This is a genomic window from Vreelandella sedimenti, from assembly GCF_013416325.1.
Taxonomy (GTDB): Bacteria; Pseudomonadota; Gammaproteobacteria; order Pseudomonadales; family Halomonadaceae; genus Vreelandella; species Vreelandella sedimenti.
Map to the genome: position 1 here is coordinate 1 of NZ_JACCGK010000018.1, position 14408 is coordinate 14408.

The 14408-nt window shown below is 55.5% G+C and carries 15 protein-coding genes and 2 tRNA genes; 4 read left to right on the plus strand and 13 right to left on the minus strand.

Annotated features, from left to right (window positions below):
• Window positions 1–409 precede the first annotated feature (409 nt).
• The gene (ampD, locus tag HZU72_RS18520) at window positions 410–991 is read right to left on the minus strand and encodes a 1,6-anhydro-N-acetylmuramyl-L-alanine amidase AmpD (protein WP_180094790.1); all 582 of its coding nucleotides are present in this window, start codon (window positions 989–991) and stop codon (window positions 410–412) included.
• Window positions 992–1103: 112 nt separating this feature from the next.
• On the opposite strand from ampD, the gene nadC reads away from it, so the two are divergent.
• On the plus strand, window positions 1104–1958 hold the full coding sequence (gene nadC, locus HZU72_RS18525; protein WP_180094792.1) for a carboxylating nicotinate-nucleotide diphosphorylase: 855 nt from the start codon (window positions 1104–1106) through the stop codon (window positions 1956–1958).
• A gap of 3 nt (window positions 1959–1961) precedes the next feature.
• Here the strand turns inward: nadC and HZU72_RS18530 are convergent, their stop codons facing one another.
• Window positions 1962–2486, minus strand: a complete 525-nt coding sequence (locus tag HZU72_RS18530; protein WP_180094794.1) for a GNAT family N-acetyltransferase — start codon at window positions 2484–2486, stop codon at window positions 1962–1964.
• A gap of 140 nt (window positions 2487–2626) precedes the next feature.
• Here HZU72_RS18530 and tsaA point away from each other — a divergent pair, with 140 nt between their 5' ends.
• Window positions 2627–3364, plus strand: coding sequence for a tRNA (N6-threonylcarbamoyladenosine(37)-N6)-methyltransferase TrmO (gene tsaA / locus HZU72_RS18535; RefSeq protein ID WP_180094796.1), 738 nt, complete (start codon window positions 2627–2629; stop codon window positions 3362–3364).
• Between the two features lie 15 nt (window positions 3365–3379).
• On the opposite strand, the gene purC is transcribed toward tsaA, so the two are convergent.
• The 3 genes from purC to dapA form a co-directional block, all read right to left on the minus strand.
• Window positions 3380–4096, minus strand: a complete 717-nt coding sequence (gene purC / locus HZU72_RS18540; protein ID WP_180094798.1) for a phosphoribosylaminoimidazolesuccinocarboxamide synthase — start codon at window positions 4094–4096, stop codon at window positions 3380–3382.
• Between the two features lie 32 nt (window positions 4097–4128).
• Window positions 4129–5112: an NlpB/DapX family lipoprotein gene (locus HZU72_RS18545; RefSeq protein WP_180094800.1), complete on the minus strand. Its 984-nt coding sequence runs from the start codon at window positions 5110–5112 to the stop codon at window positions 4129–4131.
• A gap of 77 nt (window positions 5113–5189) precedes the next feature.
• Complete coding sequence (gene dapA, locus HZU72_RS18550) at window positions 5190–6074, minus strand: 4-hydroxy-tetrahydrodipicolinate synthase (RefSeq protein WP_180094802.1); 885 nt, start codon at window positions 6072–6074, stop codon at window positions 5190–5192.
• A gap of 270 nt (window positions 6075–6344) precedes the next feature.
• On the opposite strand from dapA, the gene HZU72_RS18555 reads away from it, so the two are divergent.
• Window positions 6345–6821, plus strand: a complete 477-nt coding sequence (locus HZU72_RS18555; protein ID WP_022522116.1) for a peroxiredoxin — start codon at window positions 6345–6347, stop codon at window positions 6819–6821.
• 70 nt (window positions 6822–6891) lie between these two features.
• Here HZU72_RS18555 and HZU72_RS18560 read toward each other — a convergent pair whose 3' ends face one another.
• Together HZU72_RS18560 and HZU72_RS18565 are read right to left on the minus strand one after the other, a co-directional pair.
• Complete coding sequence (locus HZU72_RS18560; RefSeq protein ID WP_180094804.1) at window positions 6892–8001, minus strand: AI-2E family transporter; 1110 nt, start codon at window positions 7999–8001, stop codon at window positions 6892–6894.
• A complete protein-coding gene (locus tag HZU72_RS18565; protein ID WP_180094806.1) occupies window positions 7998–8261 on the minus strand; it encodes a sulfurtransferase TusA family protein in 264 nt (87 codons plus the stop codon). Before HZU72_RS18565 ends, HZU72_RS18560 begins: the two co-directional genes overlap by 4 nt.
• Window positions 8262–8437: 176 nt before the next feature.
• On the opposite strand from HZU72_RS18565, the gene HZU72_RS18570 reads away from it, so the two are divergent.
• On the plus strand, window positions 8438–9901 hold the full coding sequence (locus tag HZU72_RS18570) for a M48 family metalloprotease (protein ID WP_180094808.1): 1464 nt from the start codon (window positions 8438–8440) through the stop codon (window positions 9899–9901).
• A gap of 119 nt (window positions 9902–10020) precedes the next feature.
• Here the strand turns inward: HZU72_RS18570 and nadA are convergent, their stop codons facing one another.
• The 6 genes from nadA to HZU72_RS18600 form a co-directional block, all read right to left on the minus strand.
• Window positions 10021–11049 (minus strand): quinolinate synthase NadA, encoded by a 1029-nt coding sequence (gene nadA / locus HZU72_RS18575; protein ID WP_180094810.1) that lies wholly within the window; start codon window positions 11047–11049, stop codon window positions 10021–10023.
• 247 nt (window positions 11050–11296) lie between these two features.
• Window positions 11297–11372, minus strand: a tRNA-Lys gene (locus HZU72_RS18580).
• A gap of 115 nt (window positions 11373–11487) precedes the next feature.
• Window positions 11488–11563 (minus strand) — tRNA-Lys (locus HZU72_RS18585).
• A gap of 182 nt (window positions 11564–11745) precedes the next feature.
• The gene (rluB, locus tag HZU72_RS18590) at window positions 11746–12621 is read right to left on the minus strand and encodes a 23S rRNA pseudouridine(2605) synthase RluB (protein WP_009287431.1); all 876 of its coding nucleotides are present in this window, start codon (window positions 12619–12621) and stop codon (window positions 11746–11748) included.
• Window positions 12608–13459, minus strand: a complete 852-nt coding sequence (gene scpB / locus HZU72_RS18595) for an SMC-Scp complex subunit ScpB (RefSeq protein WP_180094812.1) — start codon at window positions 13457–13459, stop codon at window positions 12608–12610. Before scpB ends, rluB begins: the two co-directional genes overlap by 14 nt.
• Window positions 13456–14406: a segregation and condensation protein A gene (locus tag HZU72_RS18600; protein ID WP_180094814.1), complete on the minus strand. Its 951-nt coding sequence runs from the start codon at window positions 14404–14406 to the stop codon at window positions 13456–13458. Before HZU72_RS18600 ends, scpB begins: the two co-directional genes overlap by 4 nt.
• Window positions 14407–14408 lie beyond the last annotated feature (2 nt).

Genomic DNA, 14408 nt, shown 5'->3' on the forward strand with positions numbered 1-14408 from the left:
ACTCATAGAGGTCTCTCCGAATGACGATAAATGACAAAAATCCCCGCTACCCTGAAGGGCCTGGGGCGGCGGCGTGGAACTACACCACGCGCCAACATTCAGCCGGTGATTAAACGCCGGATAGGGGTTTTAGCTCTACATTCAACAAGCTACGTAACTATTGATGTAGTAAAGCTACACAATTCTCTTAGAAGTTAGCCTTTTGTATAGGCGAAGATACCTCAAAGTCGCCACGCTGCCAATTCCGTCGCAGCGGAAAAGACTATCGAAAACAAACTATTGCACTGCAACATAAGCAATTCATAGAGCATTTGCCATTGCGACCGAATAGTCATTCGATGTAATTAAACTACCGTTTTATTGCGTTATTAGTGAAATGCTTAGCACAGAAAAAAACGTAATCGAACCGCTAAGGCTCAACGCGCGATGTCAGCAGTTGCTGGAAATACGCCCAATCAAACGCCGGGCCAGGATCCGTTTTGCGCAGTGGCGCCACATGGGCATGGCTGGTAATACGGCTGCTATCTAGCTGAGGGTTACGCGCCATTAGCCACACCACTGCTTCCACCAGAGCGTCATACTGTGCTTTGCGATAGGGGGTAACATCATTCCCTTCAAGCTCAATCCCCACCGAGAAATCGTTGAGCGCCCTTCGCCAACTTAGCTGGCGGGCATCCCACCAGTTGGAGCGCCCGGCATGCCAAGCACGCTGATCTGTATCAACAAACTGCACGCACTCGCCATCGCGACGGATAAGCAGGTGTGCGGAGACTCTTAAGTGGGCAATTTCGGCGAAAAATGGATGCTTGTCTACCGCCAATTGATTGGTAAATAGCGCCTCAATAGCATTACCACTAAACTGACCAGGCGGAAGACTGATCGCATGAATCACTAGCAACGACACCTCACCGGTGGGCCGAGGGTCACAGTTTGGTGAAACGACTTTACGCGCGCTTTCCCACCACCCGTCAAGGGGTTGTTCATTTTCCACTGGCAAGGGCTCCTGTACGTTAGCGCTCTCTTTCTCTGTTCTCTTTCACCTTCACCGCTGTTTTTCACTACAATGCCCGTCATCGAAGACGACGTTCAGGGAATACACGGCCATGCATTATCAATCCGCTCTTGCTGAAGAAATCCGCGCCAGCGCCGCTCGTTTGCTGGCAGAAGACGTTGGCCCGGGTGATATTACCGCGCAATTGATCCCTGAACACCAGTGGGCCAGCGCCGACGTGATTACCCGTGAAGCTGCAGTGCTGTGTGGCGCACCCTGGGTAGATGAGCTGTTTCGCCGCCTAGATAGTCGGGTAAGCCTGACCTGGCACGCCGCTGACGGCGATAAGCTAGAGGCCGAGCAGTGTTTGTTAACCCTGGAAGGCCCCGCCCGTGTCCTGCTCACCGGGGAGCGGGCAGCGCTTAACGTATTGCAAACGCTGTCTGCCACCGCCACTGCCACCCGCGCATATGTCGACCTGATTGAAGGCACCGGCGTTCGCCTGCTTGATACGCGTAAAACGCTGCCCGGCATGCGCTTGGCACAGAAATATGCGGTCACCTGTGGCGGCGGCCACAACCACCGCATTGGCCTATGGGACGCATTTTTGATCAAAGAGAACCATATTGCCGCCTGTGGAGGCATTCAAGCGGCGGTTGCGCAAGCGCGCAAGTTAGCCAACGACCTGCCCGTGGAAGTCGAGGTAGAAACCTTTGAAGAGCTGGATCAGGCATTGGCCGCGGGAGCTGATATTGTCATGCTCGACAATTTCGCCATCGAAGACCTGCACGTTGCCGTGGAAATTAACGGCGGCAGAGCCACTCTGGAAGCCTCAGGCAATGTGGATGCCGACACCCTGCGGGCAATTGCCGATACCGGTGTTGACTGTATATCGAGCGGCGCACTGACCAAGGACATCGCCTCGATCGACCTTTCCATGCGCATTACCCGCAGCTATAGCGTTTGATGATTAAGTTTCGACAGCATTAAGCGATTTGGAAAGTTTATAACGCAGCAGTCGTTCCCCGCTTCGCTCGACCCACTCCTCGCCGTGGTTTTTCCAACCACGGCGCAGCAGGCGCTCATAGAGCATTGAACTCGCCTCTATCTCGATTTGCCCCTTTCCCTGCTCAAGCAGCAGCCGTTCGGCATGTACCAGCAGCGTGGTACCGATACCGCGACCGGCCAGTGAGGGCCATACATAGAGTGTTTCAACCCGCCCAGCGACTAAATCCAACTCCAGGAACCCCACGCAGCGACCATCACAGGTAGCCACTAGGGTTGTATAGAGCGCTTGGCGCACTCCCCATGCACTGCCTTCGCGGGGCAGCGCATTGGCCCACGCACGCCGCTCATCCAGCGTGTAATGCGTGGCCGCTCCCTGCATAACAGCGTGATAAAACACTTCCGCTTGGTCGGCGGTATCCCGTGCTAGCGCCGCGCGATAGGTTATTCGCGTACTGGTTGGCGCTTGCTGCTCCTCGGTATTGGTCATGCGTCACCTCTGAGCTGTTCAGCTATCATTTGATCAAGACACATTCGATCACGCCCCATTTGGTCACGCCTAAGCCATTGGTCTGCTTTATACTACTTGGATCAATTCTACGCGAAACAACCCTAGCAGAAGGCAGTGTGATGGACGATGCCCCTAACAGCGAGCACTTTACGCTGACGACCATTGGTCATGTGGTTAGCGACTACCCCGATAAATTCGGTATTCCCCGCCAGCCGGGGCTCGCCCCCGCGGCCGATGCCCGGCTTGTCCTCACTGCGCCCTACAACGATCCACTCGCGGTGCGCGGTTTGGAAAACTTCAGCCACCTGTGGCTGAGCTTTATTTTTCATCAAAGCCCCGAGCGCTGGTCGCCACTGGTAAGGCCGCCGCGCCTGGGGGGCAATAAAAAGGTGGGGGTCTTTGCCAGTCGCAGCACCCACCGCCCTAACCGCTTGGGACTTTCACTAGTGAGATTAATCGCCATCGACACTCAGCAAGGCGTTACGCTTCAACTCCAAGGCTGCGATTTAGTCAGCGGCACCCCGGTAATTGATATCAAACCCTACCTGCCCTGGGCCGAATCCGAGCCTACCGCACAGGCCGGTTTCGCCACTGAAACACCGCCACTCTTGGATGTCGCCTTTCATCCAGCGGCACTGGACACGCTTGCTCAGCGCCAGGACAGCGCCACACTGCTGGCATTAATTGAGCAGGTACTCAGCCAAGACCCCAGGCCCGCCTATAAGCAAAAAGATAGGGCCTCTGAGCGTCTTTACGGCGTACGCCTGCGCGATGTGGATGTTAAGTTTTGCCCTCGCCAAAATGGCGAAGCCACCACCTTGGAGGTGATGGCTATCGAACCTTACGCCGAGCAATGAATCTGGCGTGCCGATTTAAGCAGGAAAGGTAATGCCCAAACGGCGGCCAACTTCCTCATACGCCTCAATCACACCGCCCAATCCCTGACGGAAGCGGTCTTTATCAAGCTTCTCACGGGTGTTGGCGTCCCAAAGACGGCAACCATCCGGAGAGAACTCATCCCCCAGCACCACCTCGCCTTTGAACACACCAAACTCAAGCTTGTAATCCACCAGCAGCATATCGCCCTCAGCAAACAGCGCTTTGAGGATATGGTTAACCTTGAAGGTCAGCACCTTCATCTTGGCTAACTGCTCAGGCGTTGCCCAGCCGAAAGTCTCCGCCAGCGACTCATTGATCATCGGGTCGCCCTTCTCGTCGTTCTTCAGGAACAACTCGAAGGTGGGTGGCGTCAGTGCAATCCCCTCTTCAACACCGAGACGCTTTACTAACCCACCCGCGGCGATATTGCGCACCACGCACTCCACCGGGATCATCTGCATCTTTTTGACCAGACTCTCGGTGCTGGAGAGCTGTTTTTCAAAGTGGGTAGGGATACCTGCTTCCTGCAACCGCTCCATAATGAAGGCATTAAAGATGTTATTGACCATTCCCTTGCGGGCCAGCGACTCGACTTTTTTGCCATCGAAGGCGCTGGTGTCATCACGAAAATTGAGCACCAACAAATCCGGATCGTCGGTGGTGTACACAGATTTCGCCTTACCGGCGTAGAGTTCTTGGCGCTTTTCCATGGGGGCTCCGTAAGGGGTCAAGGATCAACAAATTAACGTAAATAGCCGGAGACACGCTCAAGCAGCTCGCGCTGATCATCGGCGCTGAATGCCCGCTCGCTGGCATTAATGGCACGCAGAATGGTCTGGTCGCCGTTAGCCTGCAGGGCAAGACGAATCTGCTGGGACATTTTGCGCACATCCGGGCTGAAAACGATTTGCAGCGGGTTGCGGTTGCGCTCGGTTTCAGTCATATAATCAACCATAAACTCATGACTGGCGGGGTCGACGGCTAGCAAATCACGCTGACCTTCCTGAGCAAAATCCAGCTCAAGATAGTGATTCAACTCGGCCCATACCCGATCGACCGGCTGCGGGATCACCACTTCCCACTCGTCGTCCTGCTGGCGGATTTGCAATGTCTGCTCATCGGTAAGACGCTGAGCAGTCCAGGAAGAGGAGACACTGGCAGATGCACTGCGCGCGCTTAAATGGCTCTCTAACGCATCGAGGCAGCTCGCCATGGTTTGCCCGCCGCGTTCGCAGCGAACTTCGCTACTACCTGCGCGCAGTGCACTCTGCAGGCGAATTTCCGCCTGGGGCGTGACGATAACCCCCTGAGAAGCACTGCTCTGCTGCACTTCCAACTGACGGCTACGTACAAACTCTTCCAACTGCGGCCAGACCGTACCAGTATCGGCGGCCACCACTAGCCAGGTTTGATCGCCCACTTCACGACGCTCGACATACTCAGGTTCCATCCCACTGCCAATCGCTAATGACTGCGGCGGACGAATCTCTGCCGCTTCGTCAAGCCGTGCACCTTGGGTGGCGACTTGAGGAACCGGCAGCGCATCGCGATAGCGCTGGGTGTTGCGGGTCTCTGGTAGCACCAAAGGCGGTGCTGGGGCGGCCTCGGTGTAATCCAGGTTACGGTCGTGGTAAAAACCATCCCGCGCACAACCAGAGAGCGCGACAGCCGCTGCGAGTGCCAGCGGAACCCATTTAAGCGCACGTATTTCAAGCACAGAGCTCATCAAGCCACCTTAAGTCAACAATTCGGGTACCCAGCTCAACGATAAGCGAGCTGGGTAGCAAAGGGTATTGCGTCGGGTTACTCCTCTACGACGCCCGCCAGCTGCAGCGCTTCGCTCACCGTGGCGTGGTACTTTTCCGACAGCCAGGTTAGCGGTAAGCGAATACCCGCGTCCGCGTACCCCATACGATTCAGTGCCCACTTCACTGGAATAGGGTTCGACTCTATTCCCAGGTTGGTATGCAGCGGCATCAAAAGCGTATTAATCTGGTGCGCCTTATCGGAGTCGCCGGCCACGGCTGCCGTGCAAAGCTCATGCATCGCTCGAGGAGCAACGTTGGCGGTGACGGAGATATCCCCATGGCCACCCATCAACATAAAGTCACAGGCGGTCGCATCATCACCGGAGTAGAGCATAAAACCACTGCCCTTCAGGCGAGTGATTAGATCTTCCGCACGCTCCAGGTTCCCCGTGGCGTCTTTTAAACCGATAATATTATCCACGTCGGCTAAACGTAACACTGTCTCGTTGTAGAGATCAGAACAAGTGCGGCCCGGCACGTTATACAGAATCACCGGCAGCTTGCTGCCTTCGGCAACCGCTTTAAAGTGCTGGTAAAGGCCTTCCTGGGTGGGTTTGTTGTAGTAAGGGCACACTGACAAACAGTAATCTGCCCCAACTTCACCAGCGTAGCGCGCCAGCTCCACAGCCTCAGAAGTGGCGTTGGCCCCGGTGCCCGCGATCACGGGTATACGGCCATTGACCTCTTCCACCACGCTGCGAATCACGTCAAAGTGCTCCGCGAACGACATGGTAGTCGGTTCGCCCGTGGTGCCAGCGGCGACAATGGCATCGGTGCCATTTTCGAGATGGAAGTTCACCAGACGACGAAGCGCCTCCCAGTCGATGTCGCCATTGACCTTCATAGGCGTCGCCAGGGCGACGATGCTGCCTGTGATCATCCGTTTATTCCTCACCAGCCAAATTGTGATATCAACTATCTGTGTTTTTAAATACAAGCGTTTTTTTCAAAACCGAGCGCGATCACGCTATTTTGCATCAAGCGCCGACACCGCACAGAGGCCAAATGGTACTCAGGCGATTCGAACCTGTACAGCGTAAAGCGGTGTGAGTTTGTCGTCACCCTGTTTTGAGCTTTGACAACGGCCGCTGGCTTACGTGTAATCACGCGTAACAATCAATATTAACACCCACCCTTAAAAGGATGCCTTATGCCTGTTGAAATTGGTCAACCCGTTGCTGACTTCTCTGCCACTGCCACGGGTGATACCACCGTGACGCTGTCGGAAATGCGTGGCAAACAAGTGGTCATATACTTTTATCCCAAAGCCAGTACGCCTGGCTGCACCACCGAGGGCGGTGATTTCCGTGACCGCAAACCCGCCTTCGATGCCGCTAATACGGTAATTCTTGGTGTTTCTCGAGATGGCTTGCGCGCCCAGGAGAATTTTAAAGCCAAACAGGATTTTAATTTCGACCTTATTTCAGATAAAGACGAAAACATCTGCACGCTATTTGATGTTATCAAGCTCAAGAAAATGTACGGCAAGGAGCACCTGGGCATCGAACGCAGCACCTTCCTGATTGATAAGGAGGGCAAGCTAGCCAACGAATGGCGCGGCGTTAAAGTACCTGGCCACGCGGAAGAAGTACTTGCTGCGGCTGAAAAGCTAAACGCTTCCAACTAACTCAACCAGGGCTCTATTTCTGCTCAGCCCACTGCCCGTGCTGATCACTTGCACGGGCAGTGGATGAGCGCTATTCGACCTCCTGACTAGCCGTGGCAGGCATACTCCGACGCTCCTCCCGCTCATGCATGCTACGTGGCCAGGCGTAAATCAGTGCCTTGAGCAGTGTTGCCAAGGGAATCGCAAAGAAGATCCCCCAGAAGCCCCAAATCCCACCGAAGAACAGTACCGCCACAATAATCGAAACCGGATGGATATTATTGGTCTCAGAGAACAATACCGGTGCCAATACGTTGCCATCCAGGGCTTGAATCACGCCATAAGCCACCAGCACATAGACAAAATCTTCACTAAGACCAAAATAAAACCCCGCTACCGCGGCAACCGGCAGCGTAGCCACAGCAGCACCAATATAAGGCACTAACACCGAAAGGCCGACCAACACCGCTAGCAGCGCTGTATACGGTAAGCCAAAGAACGCAAAGGTAAAGAACGCCACGGTGCCAACGATGATGATTTCAATAAATTTGCCGCGGATATAGTTGGCAATTTGATCGTCCATTTCGCGCCAAATACGCGAGAGCAGCGTACGCTTTTGGGGCAGCAGCGAAAGCATAAAACCGACCAACACGTCGCGATCCTTGAGCATAAAGAACACTAGGATCGGCACCAGTACCAGGTAAATAATCAGCGACATAATATTGCCGAGCGAGGCCAGCGACAGCGTTAAGGCACGCTGGCCTAGCTGGCTAATCTCGCGGCTCGCCACGCCTATCCAGCTTTGCATCTGATCCGGCGTAATAATATTCGGGTAGCGCGCCTGCAGTTCATCCAACCAGCCCTGGCCACTGGCGAACATCCGCGGTGTCTCTTGCACTAGCCCCACTAGCTGATTCCAGATCAACGGCATGAGAATAAACGCCAGGGTGAGCAGCACGCTGATAAAGGCCAAAAAGACCAGGATGACCGCTAATAGGTGCGGTACCCCTCGCCGGGTAAACGCGCCCACTACGCCTTGCAAAAGAAACGCAATCACCAGTGCGGTAAAAAACGGCGCCAGCATGCGTCCAAACCAGATAATAGCGGCAAAGCCCGCCACCAGCACTACCAGCAGGATCAGCGCCTCCTCATCCGAGAAATAGCGCTCAACCCAGCTTTTTAAAATCGTGCGCAGGGTCATGAGTGCGCATCCCCAGCTTTTCTAATCCAATAAACATACACCGCGTCGCGCTGCTCACGGCCTTCCAGCGTATGTGCACTTTGATCGGTAAACGACGCCATATCACGCCACGAACCCGCATCGGTGGAACGCACTTCCAGTAACTGACCAGCTGTCAAACCTGCCAAGGCCTGCTTAGCCTTCAGCAAAGGCAGCGGGCAATGCAGCCCGCAAGCGTCAAGCACCTTGTCGGGTTGAAAGCCCCCGGATTGCTCAGACATATACACTCCCTCAAAATGACCTGCATGCTCACGGCATTGTTACATAAACTATCTTTTTAGCGATTGATTTCACTAGGCAGTCGATTTAACGGCACTTCCCTGTGTTTATCAATGTCACACTCTTCACCAATGCCATACCCTGACCACTGTACTTATTCATTATTTATGAGGATGCCATGCCAACCCTTCGTATCGCTTACCCAGGCTGGATATGTGCGCTTGCTTGTGCCTGTGGCAGCCTACTGTTTAGCCCACCAAGCATTGCCTCCAGCGATTACGGCTTGCCGAGCTTAGGGGCGGCATCTACCTCTGTCAGCAACGAAGAGTACCGCTTGGGCCGCGCCTGGTTGCGCCAGTTTCGTGCCCAAGCCCCTCAGTGGCAAGACCCCATAACCAATGATTATTTGCAAAGCCTGATTGCCCGGCTGGCCCCGCATAGTGATATTAACGGTCTGCGCACGATCACCGTCATGGTCGATAACGCTTCATTGAACGCCTTTGCCGTCCCTGGCGGCGTAGTAGGGATCAATTCAGGGCTTTTCGCGTTTGCCGAAGATGAAGGCGCCTTTGTCTCGGTGCTAGCTCACGAACTGGGCCACCTCTCTCAACGCCACTATGCCCGAGGCAGTGCCCGCGCGGCTCAGACCCAACTGCCCGCCATGGCAGCCATGCTGGCAGGCATGCTGATTGCCGCCAGTGGCGGCGGCGACGCTGGCATGGCGGCCGCCATGGGTTCACAGGCGGCGCTGATCCAGGATCAGCTCAGCTACTCACGGCTGTTTGAACAGGAAGCCGATAACATCGGTCTTCAGGCCATGGCCGATGCGGGCTATGACCCCGAGGCAATGGTGCGCATGTTCTCGGCCATGCAGCGTATGGCGCGCCTTCAGGGCGATACGCCACCCGAGTTCCTGCTGACCCACCCGGTCACCGACAATCGTTTAAGCGCCGCACAAGCCCGCGCCGCCCAACTCAATGTTGCCGATGCATATACCAGCGACACCCTCTACGACATGATGCGCGCCCGAGCGCTGCTAAGCATTTATACTAACACGCCCCAGCAAGCTGCTTCGCGCCTCACTCAGGAAGGCGCCGAACAAGCCGCTCAGGACTACTTAGCGGCACTGATCGATGCTCGCAACGGCCAAACCGATAGCGCCCTGGAGCAGTTGGATAGGCTTGCTAACGAACATCCCGACTTTGCCATGCTGCCCGCCTCTGCGGCTAGCGTCACCCTGGAAGCTGGCCGCTACGATCAGGCCATTCAGCGCAGTCAGCAATTGCTACGTTTTATGCCCAACTACCTACCTGCCCAACTGATCTTGGCCGAAGCACAGCTCCAGCGTGACCCGCAGGCGGCCTATGACCTGCTACGCGACATCACTTCCCAAAACCCGGAGACCCCCCAGGTCTTTAACCTGCTGGCTGAGGCCGCCGGACGTAGCGGACATGATAGCTGGGGGCATTTAGCCCGCGCAGAGCATCTTCAACTGACCGGCCGCGTCGATCGCGGCATTCGCCAACTCTCTATCGCTCGGGATGCCGCTGAGCGGGAAAATGATCAGCAGGCGCTGGCAAGAATCGAGCAGCGCCGCGAGGACTTTATTGAGTATCGCGAAGCGCTGGATGATTTTAGTTAATGCTGGAAGAGTCTATGCACTGAAGCATGTAAAAGCGCCCATGCGTTAGACATCACGGGCGCCGTAAGCTTTTAACTGGCCAAGTCTTAAGTTATGGCTTTCAAGCGATGACCTTCAATTCATGCATTGAAATTAAGCATGCGCTCAAGGGGCTTTAAAGCTTGCAGGCGCAGCGCTTCATCCACCTGAATTTCACCGCTTCCCTCGCGCAAGGCTCCCGCCAGATTATCCAGCGCGTTCATGGCCATCCAGGGGCAGTGCGCACAGCTACGGCAAGTGGCGCCATTGCCTGCCGTCGGCGCTTCAAACAGAGTCTTACCCGGTACTGCCTGCTGCATCTTGAAAAAAATGCCACGATCAGTTGCCACGATCAGCTTATCGTTGGGCAGCTCTTTCGCGGCCTTGATCAACTGCGAGGTGGAGCCTGCCACGTCCGCCAGCTTTACTACTGGCTCAGGCGACTCGGGATGCACCAGCACCGCGGCATCCGGATAGATGCGTTTCAGGTCTTCAACACCCTTGGCCTTGAACTCTTCATGGACGATACAGGCGCCGTCCCACATCAGCATATCGGCGCCGGTTTTGTTCTGGATATAGCCGCCCAAATGCTTATCGGGCGCCCAGAGAATTTTCTCGCCTTTGGCCTGCAGGTGCTCAATCACCTCGACTGCAATCGATGAAGTCACTACCCAGTCTGCCCGTGCCTTAACGGCTGCAGAGGTGTTGGCATACACCACTACGGTGCGGTCAGGATGGGCATCACAGAAGGCGCTGAACTCATCGGCGGGGCAGCCAATATCCAGCGAGCAGGTGGCTTCCAAGGTGGGCATCAGCACGCGTTTTTCAGGCGAAAGGATCTTGGCGGTTTCGCCCATAAAGCGGACACCGGCGACGACCAGCGTGGTGGCTTCGTGGCGAGCACCAAAGCGTGCCATCTCCAGCGAGTCAGCGACACAGCCACCGGTCTCTTCCGCCAGTTGCTGAATGGCATCATCGGTGTAGTAGTGTGCGACCAAAACGGCGTTATGGGCCTTCAACAGTCGTTTGATCTCTTCAACCCGTGCCTGATCTTCCGCCGGAATGCGGGTCGGGCAGTAGGCTGTGGGTAGCGGGGCCTCAAGCTTCGCTTGAGTAGTCATAATAGTCATTGTGTCTACCACTGTGACGAACAGGGAATCCCCCTGTTAAACACTGGGCTACGGCGCAGTGCGTCTTGCACATGCACCGCTCGTTGGAGCGATGAGCCGCTGCGTCTCTCGCGATGGCCATCGCTTAAAATCTATTCTAGACAGATTTATTCTAAACCATTTTGGCGGGAAATAGCGTTTGACTGCAAACAGATTGTCACACATAGCAAAACGCCCCTGGCAGCTAAACTGCCAGGGGCGTTGAATTTGGTGGGTCGTGCAGGATTCGAACCTGCGACCAATTGATTAAAAGTCAACTGCTCTACCAACTGAGCTAACGACCCAAACTTGCTGTGCTGATCACTTGCCAGCGTTGCTACACATACTGTTACTACACATACTTTAAACGTTCACCACTGCATTCAAACTGACTTTATTCAAACTGATCAGTCGTTTGAATGGTGGGTCGTGCAGGATTCGAACCTGCGACCAATTGATTAAAAGTCAACTGCTCTACCAACTGAGCTAACGACCCGCCTGAACGGATGCATATCCTACGCTTACACCTTATTGATAGCAAGCGTTTTTTCGCTTTCACTCTACAATAATGAACCATTTGCGTGCCCGCTGGCGTCACTCAATGCTGACAGGCACGCTTATCAGCCTAACCGCTAACGACTGAGCACCAAGAGGTTCAACGGGCTCTGCAAGCCGCGCTTAGCGAGCCTTGCTTTTCGGTTTGCGCAGTGCCTGTACCGGCTTACGCTTGTGCTTATCGCGGTTCCAGCGATTCTTCTCATCCGGTGTCAACGCGGGCACTTTACGTGTTTCCAAGTTAGCCAGCGTGGCTAAGTCATCCACCTCATCCTGGGTAAGTTCGACCCATTCGCCGGCTTTCGCCCGCTTATCGAGGAAGATATTGCCGTAGCGCACGCGTTTAAGACGACTAACCGTCAGCGCCTGCGATTCCCAAAGACGACGCACTTCACGGTTGCGTCCTTCGAGAATCACCACGTGGAACCAGGTGTTGATGCCTTCGCCACCAAACTCCTGAACATCGGTAAAGCGCGCCGGACCATCTTCAAGCATGACACCATCGACCATGGCCAGGATATGTTCGCGCTTCACTTCCCCCATCACACGAACCGCGTACTCGCGCTCCACCTGGGTAGAGGGGTGCATCAAACGGTTGGCCAGCTCACCGTCGGTAGTGAACAGCAGCAAACCGCTGGTGTTGATATCCAGGCGACCGATCGCAATCCAACGTTCGCCTTTCAGGCGCGGCAAGCGGTCAAACACCGTGCGGCGACCTTCTGGATCCTTACGGGTGCATAGCTCGCCTTCCGGCTTGTTATACATAATCACCCGGCGTGGCACTTCTTCTTCTGGGCGCAATGCCACCGGACGGTCATCAAAACTGACTTTGTCCCGCGCTTCAACGCGGTCGCCCAGCTTAGCCACCTGGCTATTCACTTTAACACGGCCGGCGGAAATCGCCGTTTCCATCTCACGACGCGAGCCAAGGCCTGCACGGGCCAAGACTTTTTGCAGCTTTTCGCTGGTGGGGGGCGTGGTGTTATTACTCTGACTCATGGTCGTCTGACCTCACATCGGTAGTCTCCGTGCTTTCGCGCTCATCTTGTTGGCGCTTGGCACGTGCCGCGAGCCGAGCCTGTAGGTCGGCAAAACTCAGCGGCTGGGTTAACGCCGTCTCGGCGTGCGTGTCGGCTATCTCAGCCGAGGTTATCTGTTCTTTCTGAGGTGGCGCATCCTGCACCGTTTTGATCGTTTCGTCCAGTGCTTCATGGTCTGAACCGGGGCCATTTTCTTCCTGAATGTCAGTATCCTTCGTCATCCCCGGTTCTTCAGGTATTTCGTTTTCATCCCAGCTTGCCAGGGTGTGCATGGGCGGCAATGCATCGAGGGTTTTTAACCCAAAATCGTCTAAAAAGCTGCGCGTGGTGGCGTATACCGCTGGTCGGCCGGGCACATCACGGTGACCGACCACCCGAATCCAGCCGCGCTCCGCCAAGGTGCGCATAATGGAACTACTCACGCTGACACCGCGCACTTCCTCAATGTCCCCACGAGTAACCGGCTGCCGATAGGCAATTAATGCCAGTGTCTCCAGCAGCGCCCGCGAGTAGCGCTGGGGGCGTTCATCCCATAACCGCGACACCCACTGGGAAAGCCGCGGACGAATGCGCAGCTGGTAGCCTGAGACCGTTTCCAGGAGCTCCAGTGCACCGCCAGAATGTCGCTGCTGCAAACGCTCCAGGACGTCACGAAGCTCTTTGCGCGGGGGGCATTCGCCCTCGAGAAAGAGTGTCTCCAACCGCTCAAGGGGCAAGGGTTCGCCAGCGGCCAGCAGTGCGGCTTCAACAATATTATCTAAAACAATGTCATCTAACGCGGTGACGGTGTTACTCATGGCGTCTCCTCGCCAGGTTCAAAAGCGGACTCGCCATAGGCATCATCTTCTATCCCGCCCTCATCAAAAGCGCTCTCCTCGCCGTCAGTCAGGGCAGCGCGCCGCGCGCGCACGTGAATTGGCGACAGCGGCGCATTTTGGACAATTTCAATCATGGCTTCTTTGGCTAATTCAAGAATCGCCATAAACGTGACCACCACGCCTGCGCGCCCCTCCTCTAAAGTAAATAGCGTTTCAAAGGGGGTATAGCGCTGATGGGCGTCGTCGTAACTTAGCTGCTCCATGATCTTGAGCATGCGCTCGCGGGTAGAGAGAACCTCGCGGCTGATCTGGTGGGCCTGCACCAGCTCGGCACGCTTGAGGATATCGGAGAGCGCGCTGAGCAATTCATCCAATTCCACCTCAGGGTGAATCACACGGGACTCCAGCGGCGGTAAGCCTGCCTGCACGCTGAACCAGTCACGCCCCATGCGCGGTAGTGTATCCAGCGTCTCTGCTGCCTCTTTAAGGCGTTCGTACTCTTGCAGACGGCGAATAAGCTCAGCGCGGGGATCCTCCTCGTCATCGCCCTCAGCCTTCGGCGGGCGTGGCAACAAGGTGCGCGACTTGATCTCAGCCAGCATAGCGGCCATCAACAGGTATTCCCCCGCCAGTTCAATCTCCATGGCCTTCATCAGCTCCACGTACTCGATGTACTGGTGGGTGATGGTCGCCACGTTGATGGTCAGAATATCCAGGTTTTGGCGGCGAATCAGATAGAGCAGCAAGTCCAACGGGCCTTCAAAGGTCTCTAAAAAGACACGCAGTGCTTCCGGGGGAATATACAAATCCTCCGGCAGTTGCGTAATCGGCTCATTAAACAGACGCCCAAGCGAAACTGCCACTGGCTCGGTGGGTTCGGAATCAGGGCTTTCTAAATCAACAGTAGCGCTTGGCGTCTCGCTCACGC

What these genes read in the sequence shown, in the direction of transcription:
- HZU72_RS18555 (WP_022522116.1), top strand. Translation starts at nt 6,345, where the DNA reads ATGCCTGTTGAAATTGGTCAACCCGTTGCTGACTTCTCTGCCACTGCC.
- scpB (WP_180094812.1), bottom strand. Translation starts at nt 13,459, where the DNA reads ATGAGTAACACCGTCACCGCGTTAGATGACATTGTTTTAGATAATATT.
- purC (WP_180094798.1), bottom strand. Translation starts at nt 4,096, where the DNA reads ATGGAAAAGCGCCAAGAACTCTACGCCGGTAAGGCGAAATCTGTGTAC.
- HZU72_RS18545 (WP_180094800.1), bottom strand. Translation starts at nt 5,112, where the DNA reads ATGAGCTCTGTGCTTGAAATACGTGCGCTTAAATGGGTTCCGCTGGCA.
- dapA (WP_180094802.1), bottom strand. Translation starts at nt 6,074, where the DNA reads ATGATCACAGGCAGCATCGTCGCCCTGGCGACGCCTATGAAGGTCAAT.
- HZU72_RS18560 (WP_180094804.1), bottom strand. Translation starts at nt 8,001, where the DNA reads ATGACCCTGCGCACGATTTTAAAAAGCTGGGTTGAGCGCTATTTCTCG.
- HZU72_RS18570 (WP_180094808.1), top strand. Translation starts at nt 8,438, where the DNA reads ATGCCAACCCTTCGTATCGCTTACCCAGGCTGGATATGTGCGCTTGCT.
- HZU72_RS18530 (WP_180094794.1), bottom strand. Translation starts at nt 2,486, where the DNA reads ATGACCAATACCGAGGAGCAGCAAGCGCCAACCAGTACGCGAATAACC.
- nadA (WP_180094810.1), bottom strand. Translation starts at nt 11,049, where the DNA reads ATGACTATTATGACTACTCAAGCGAAGCTTGAGGCCCCGCTACCCACA.
- HZU72_RS18565 (WP_180094806.1), bottom strand. Translation starts at nt 8,261, where the DNA reads ATGTCTGAGCAATCCGGGGGCTTTCAACCCGACAAGGTGCTTGACGCT.
- tsaA (WP_180094796.1), top strand. Translation starts at nt 2,627, where the DNA reads ATGGACGATGCCCCTAACAGCGAGCACTTTACGCTGACGACCATTGGT.
- nadC (WP_180094792.1), top strand. Translation starts at nt 1,104, where the DNA reads ATGCATTATCAATCCGCTCTTGCTGAAGAAATCCGCGCCAGCGCCGCT.
- rluB (WP_009287431.1), bottom strand. Translation starts at nt 12,621, where the DNA reads ATGAGTCAGAGTAATAACACCACGCCCCCCACCAGCGAAAAGCTGCAA.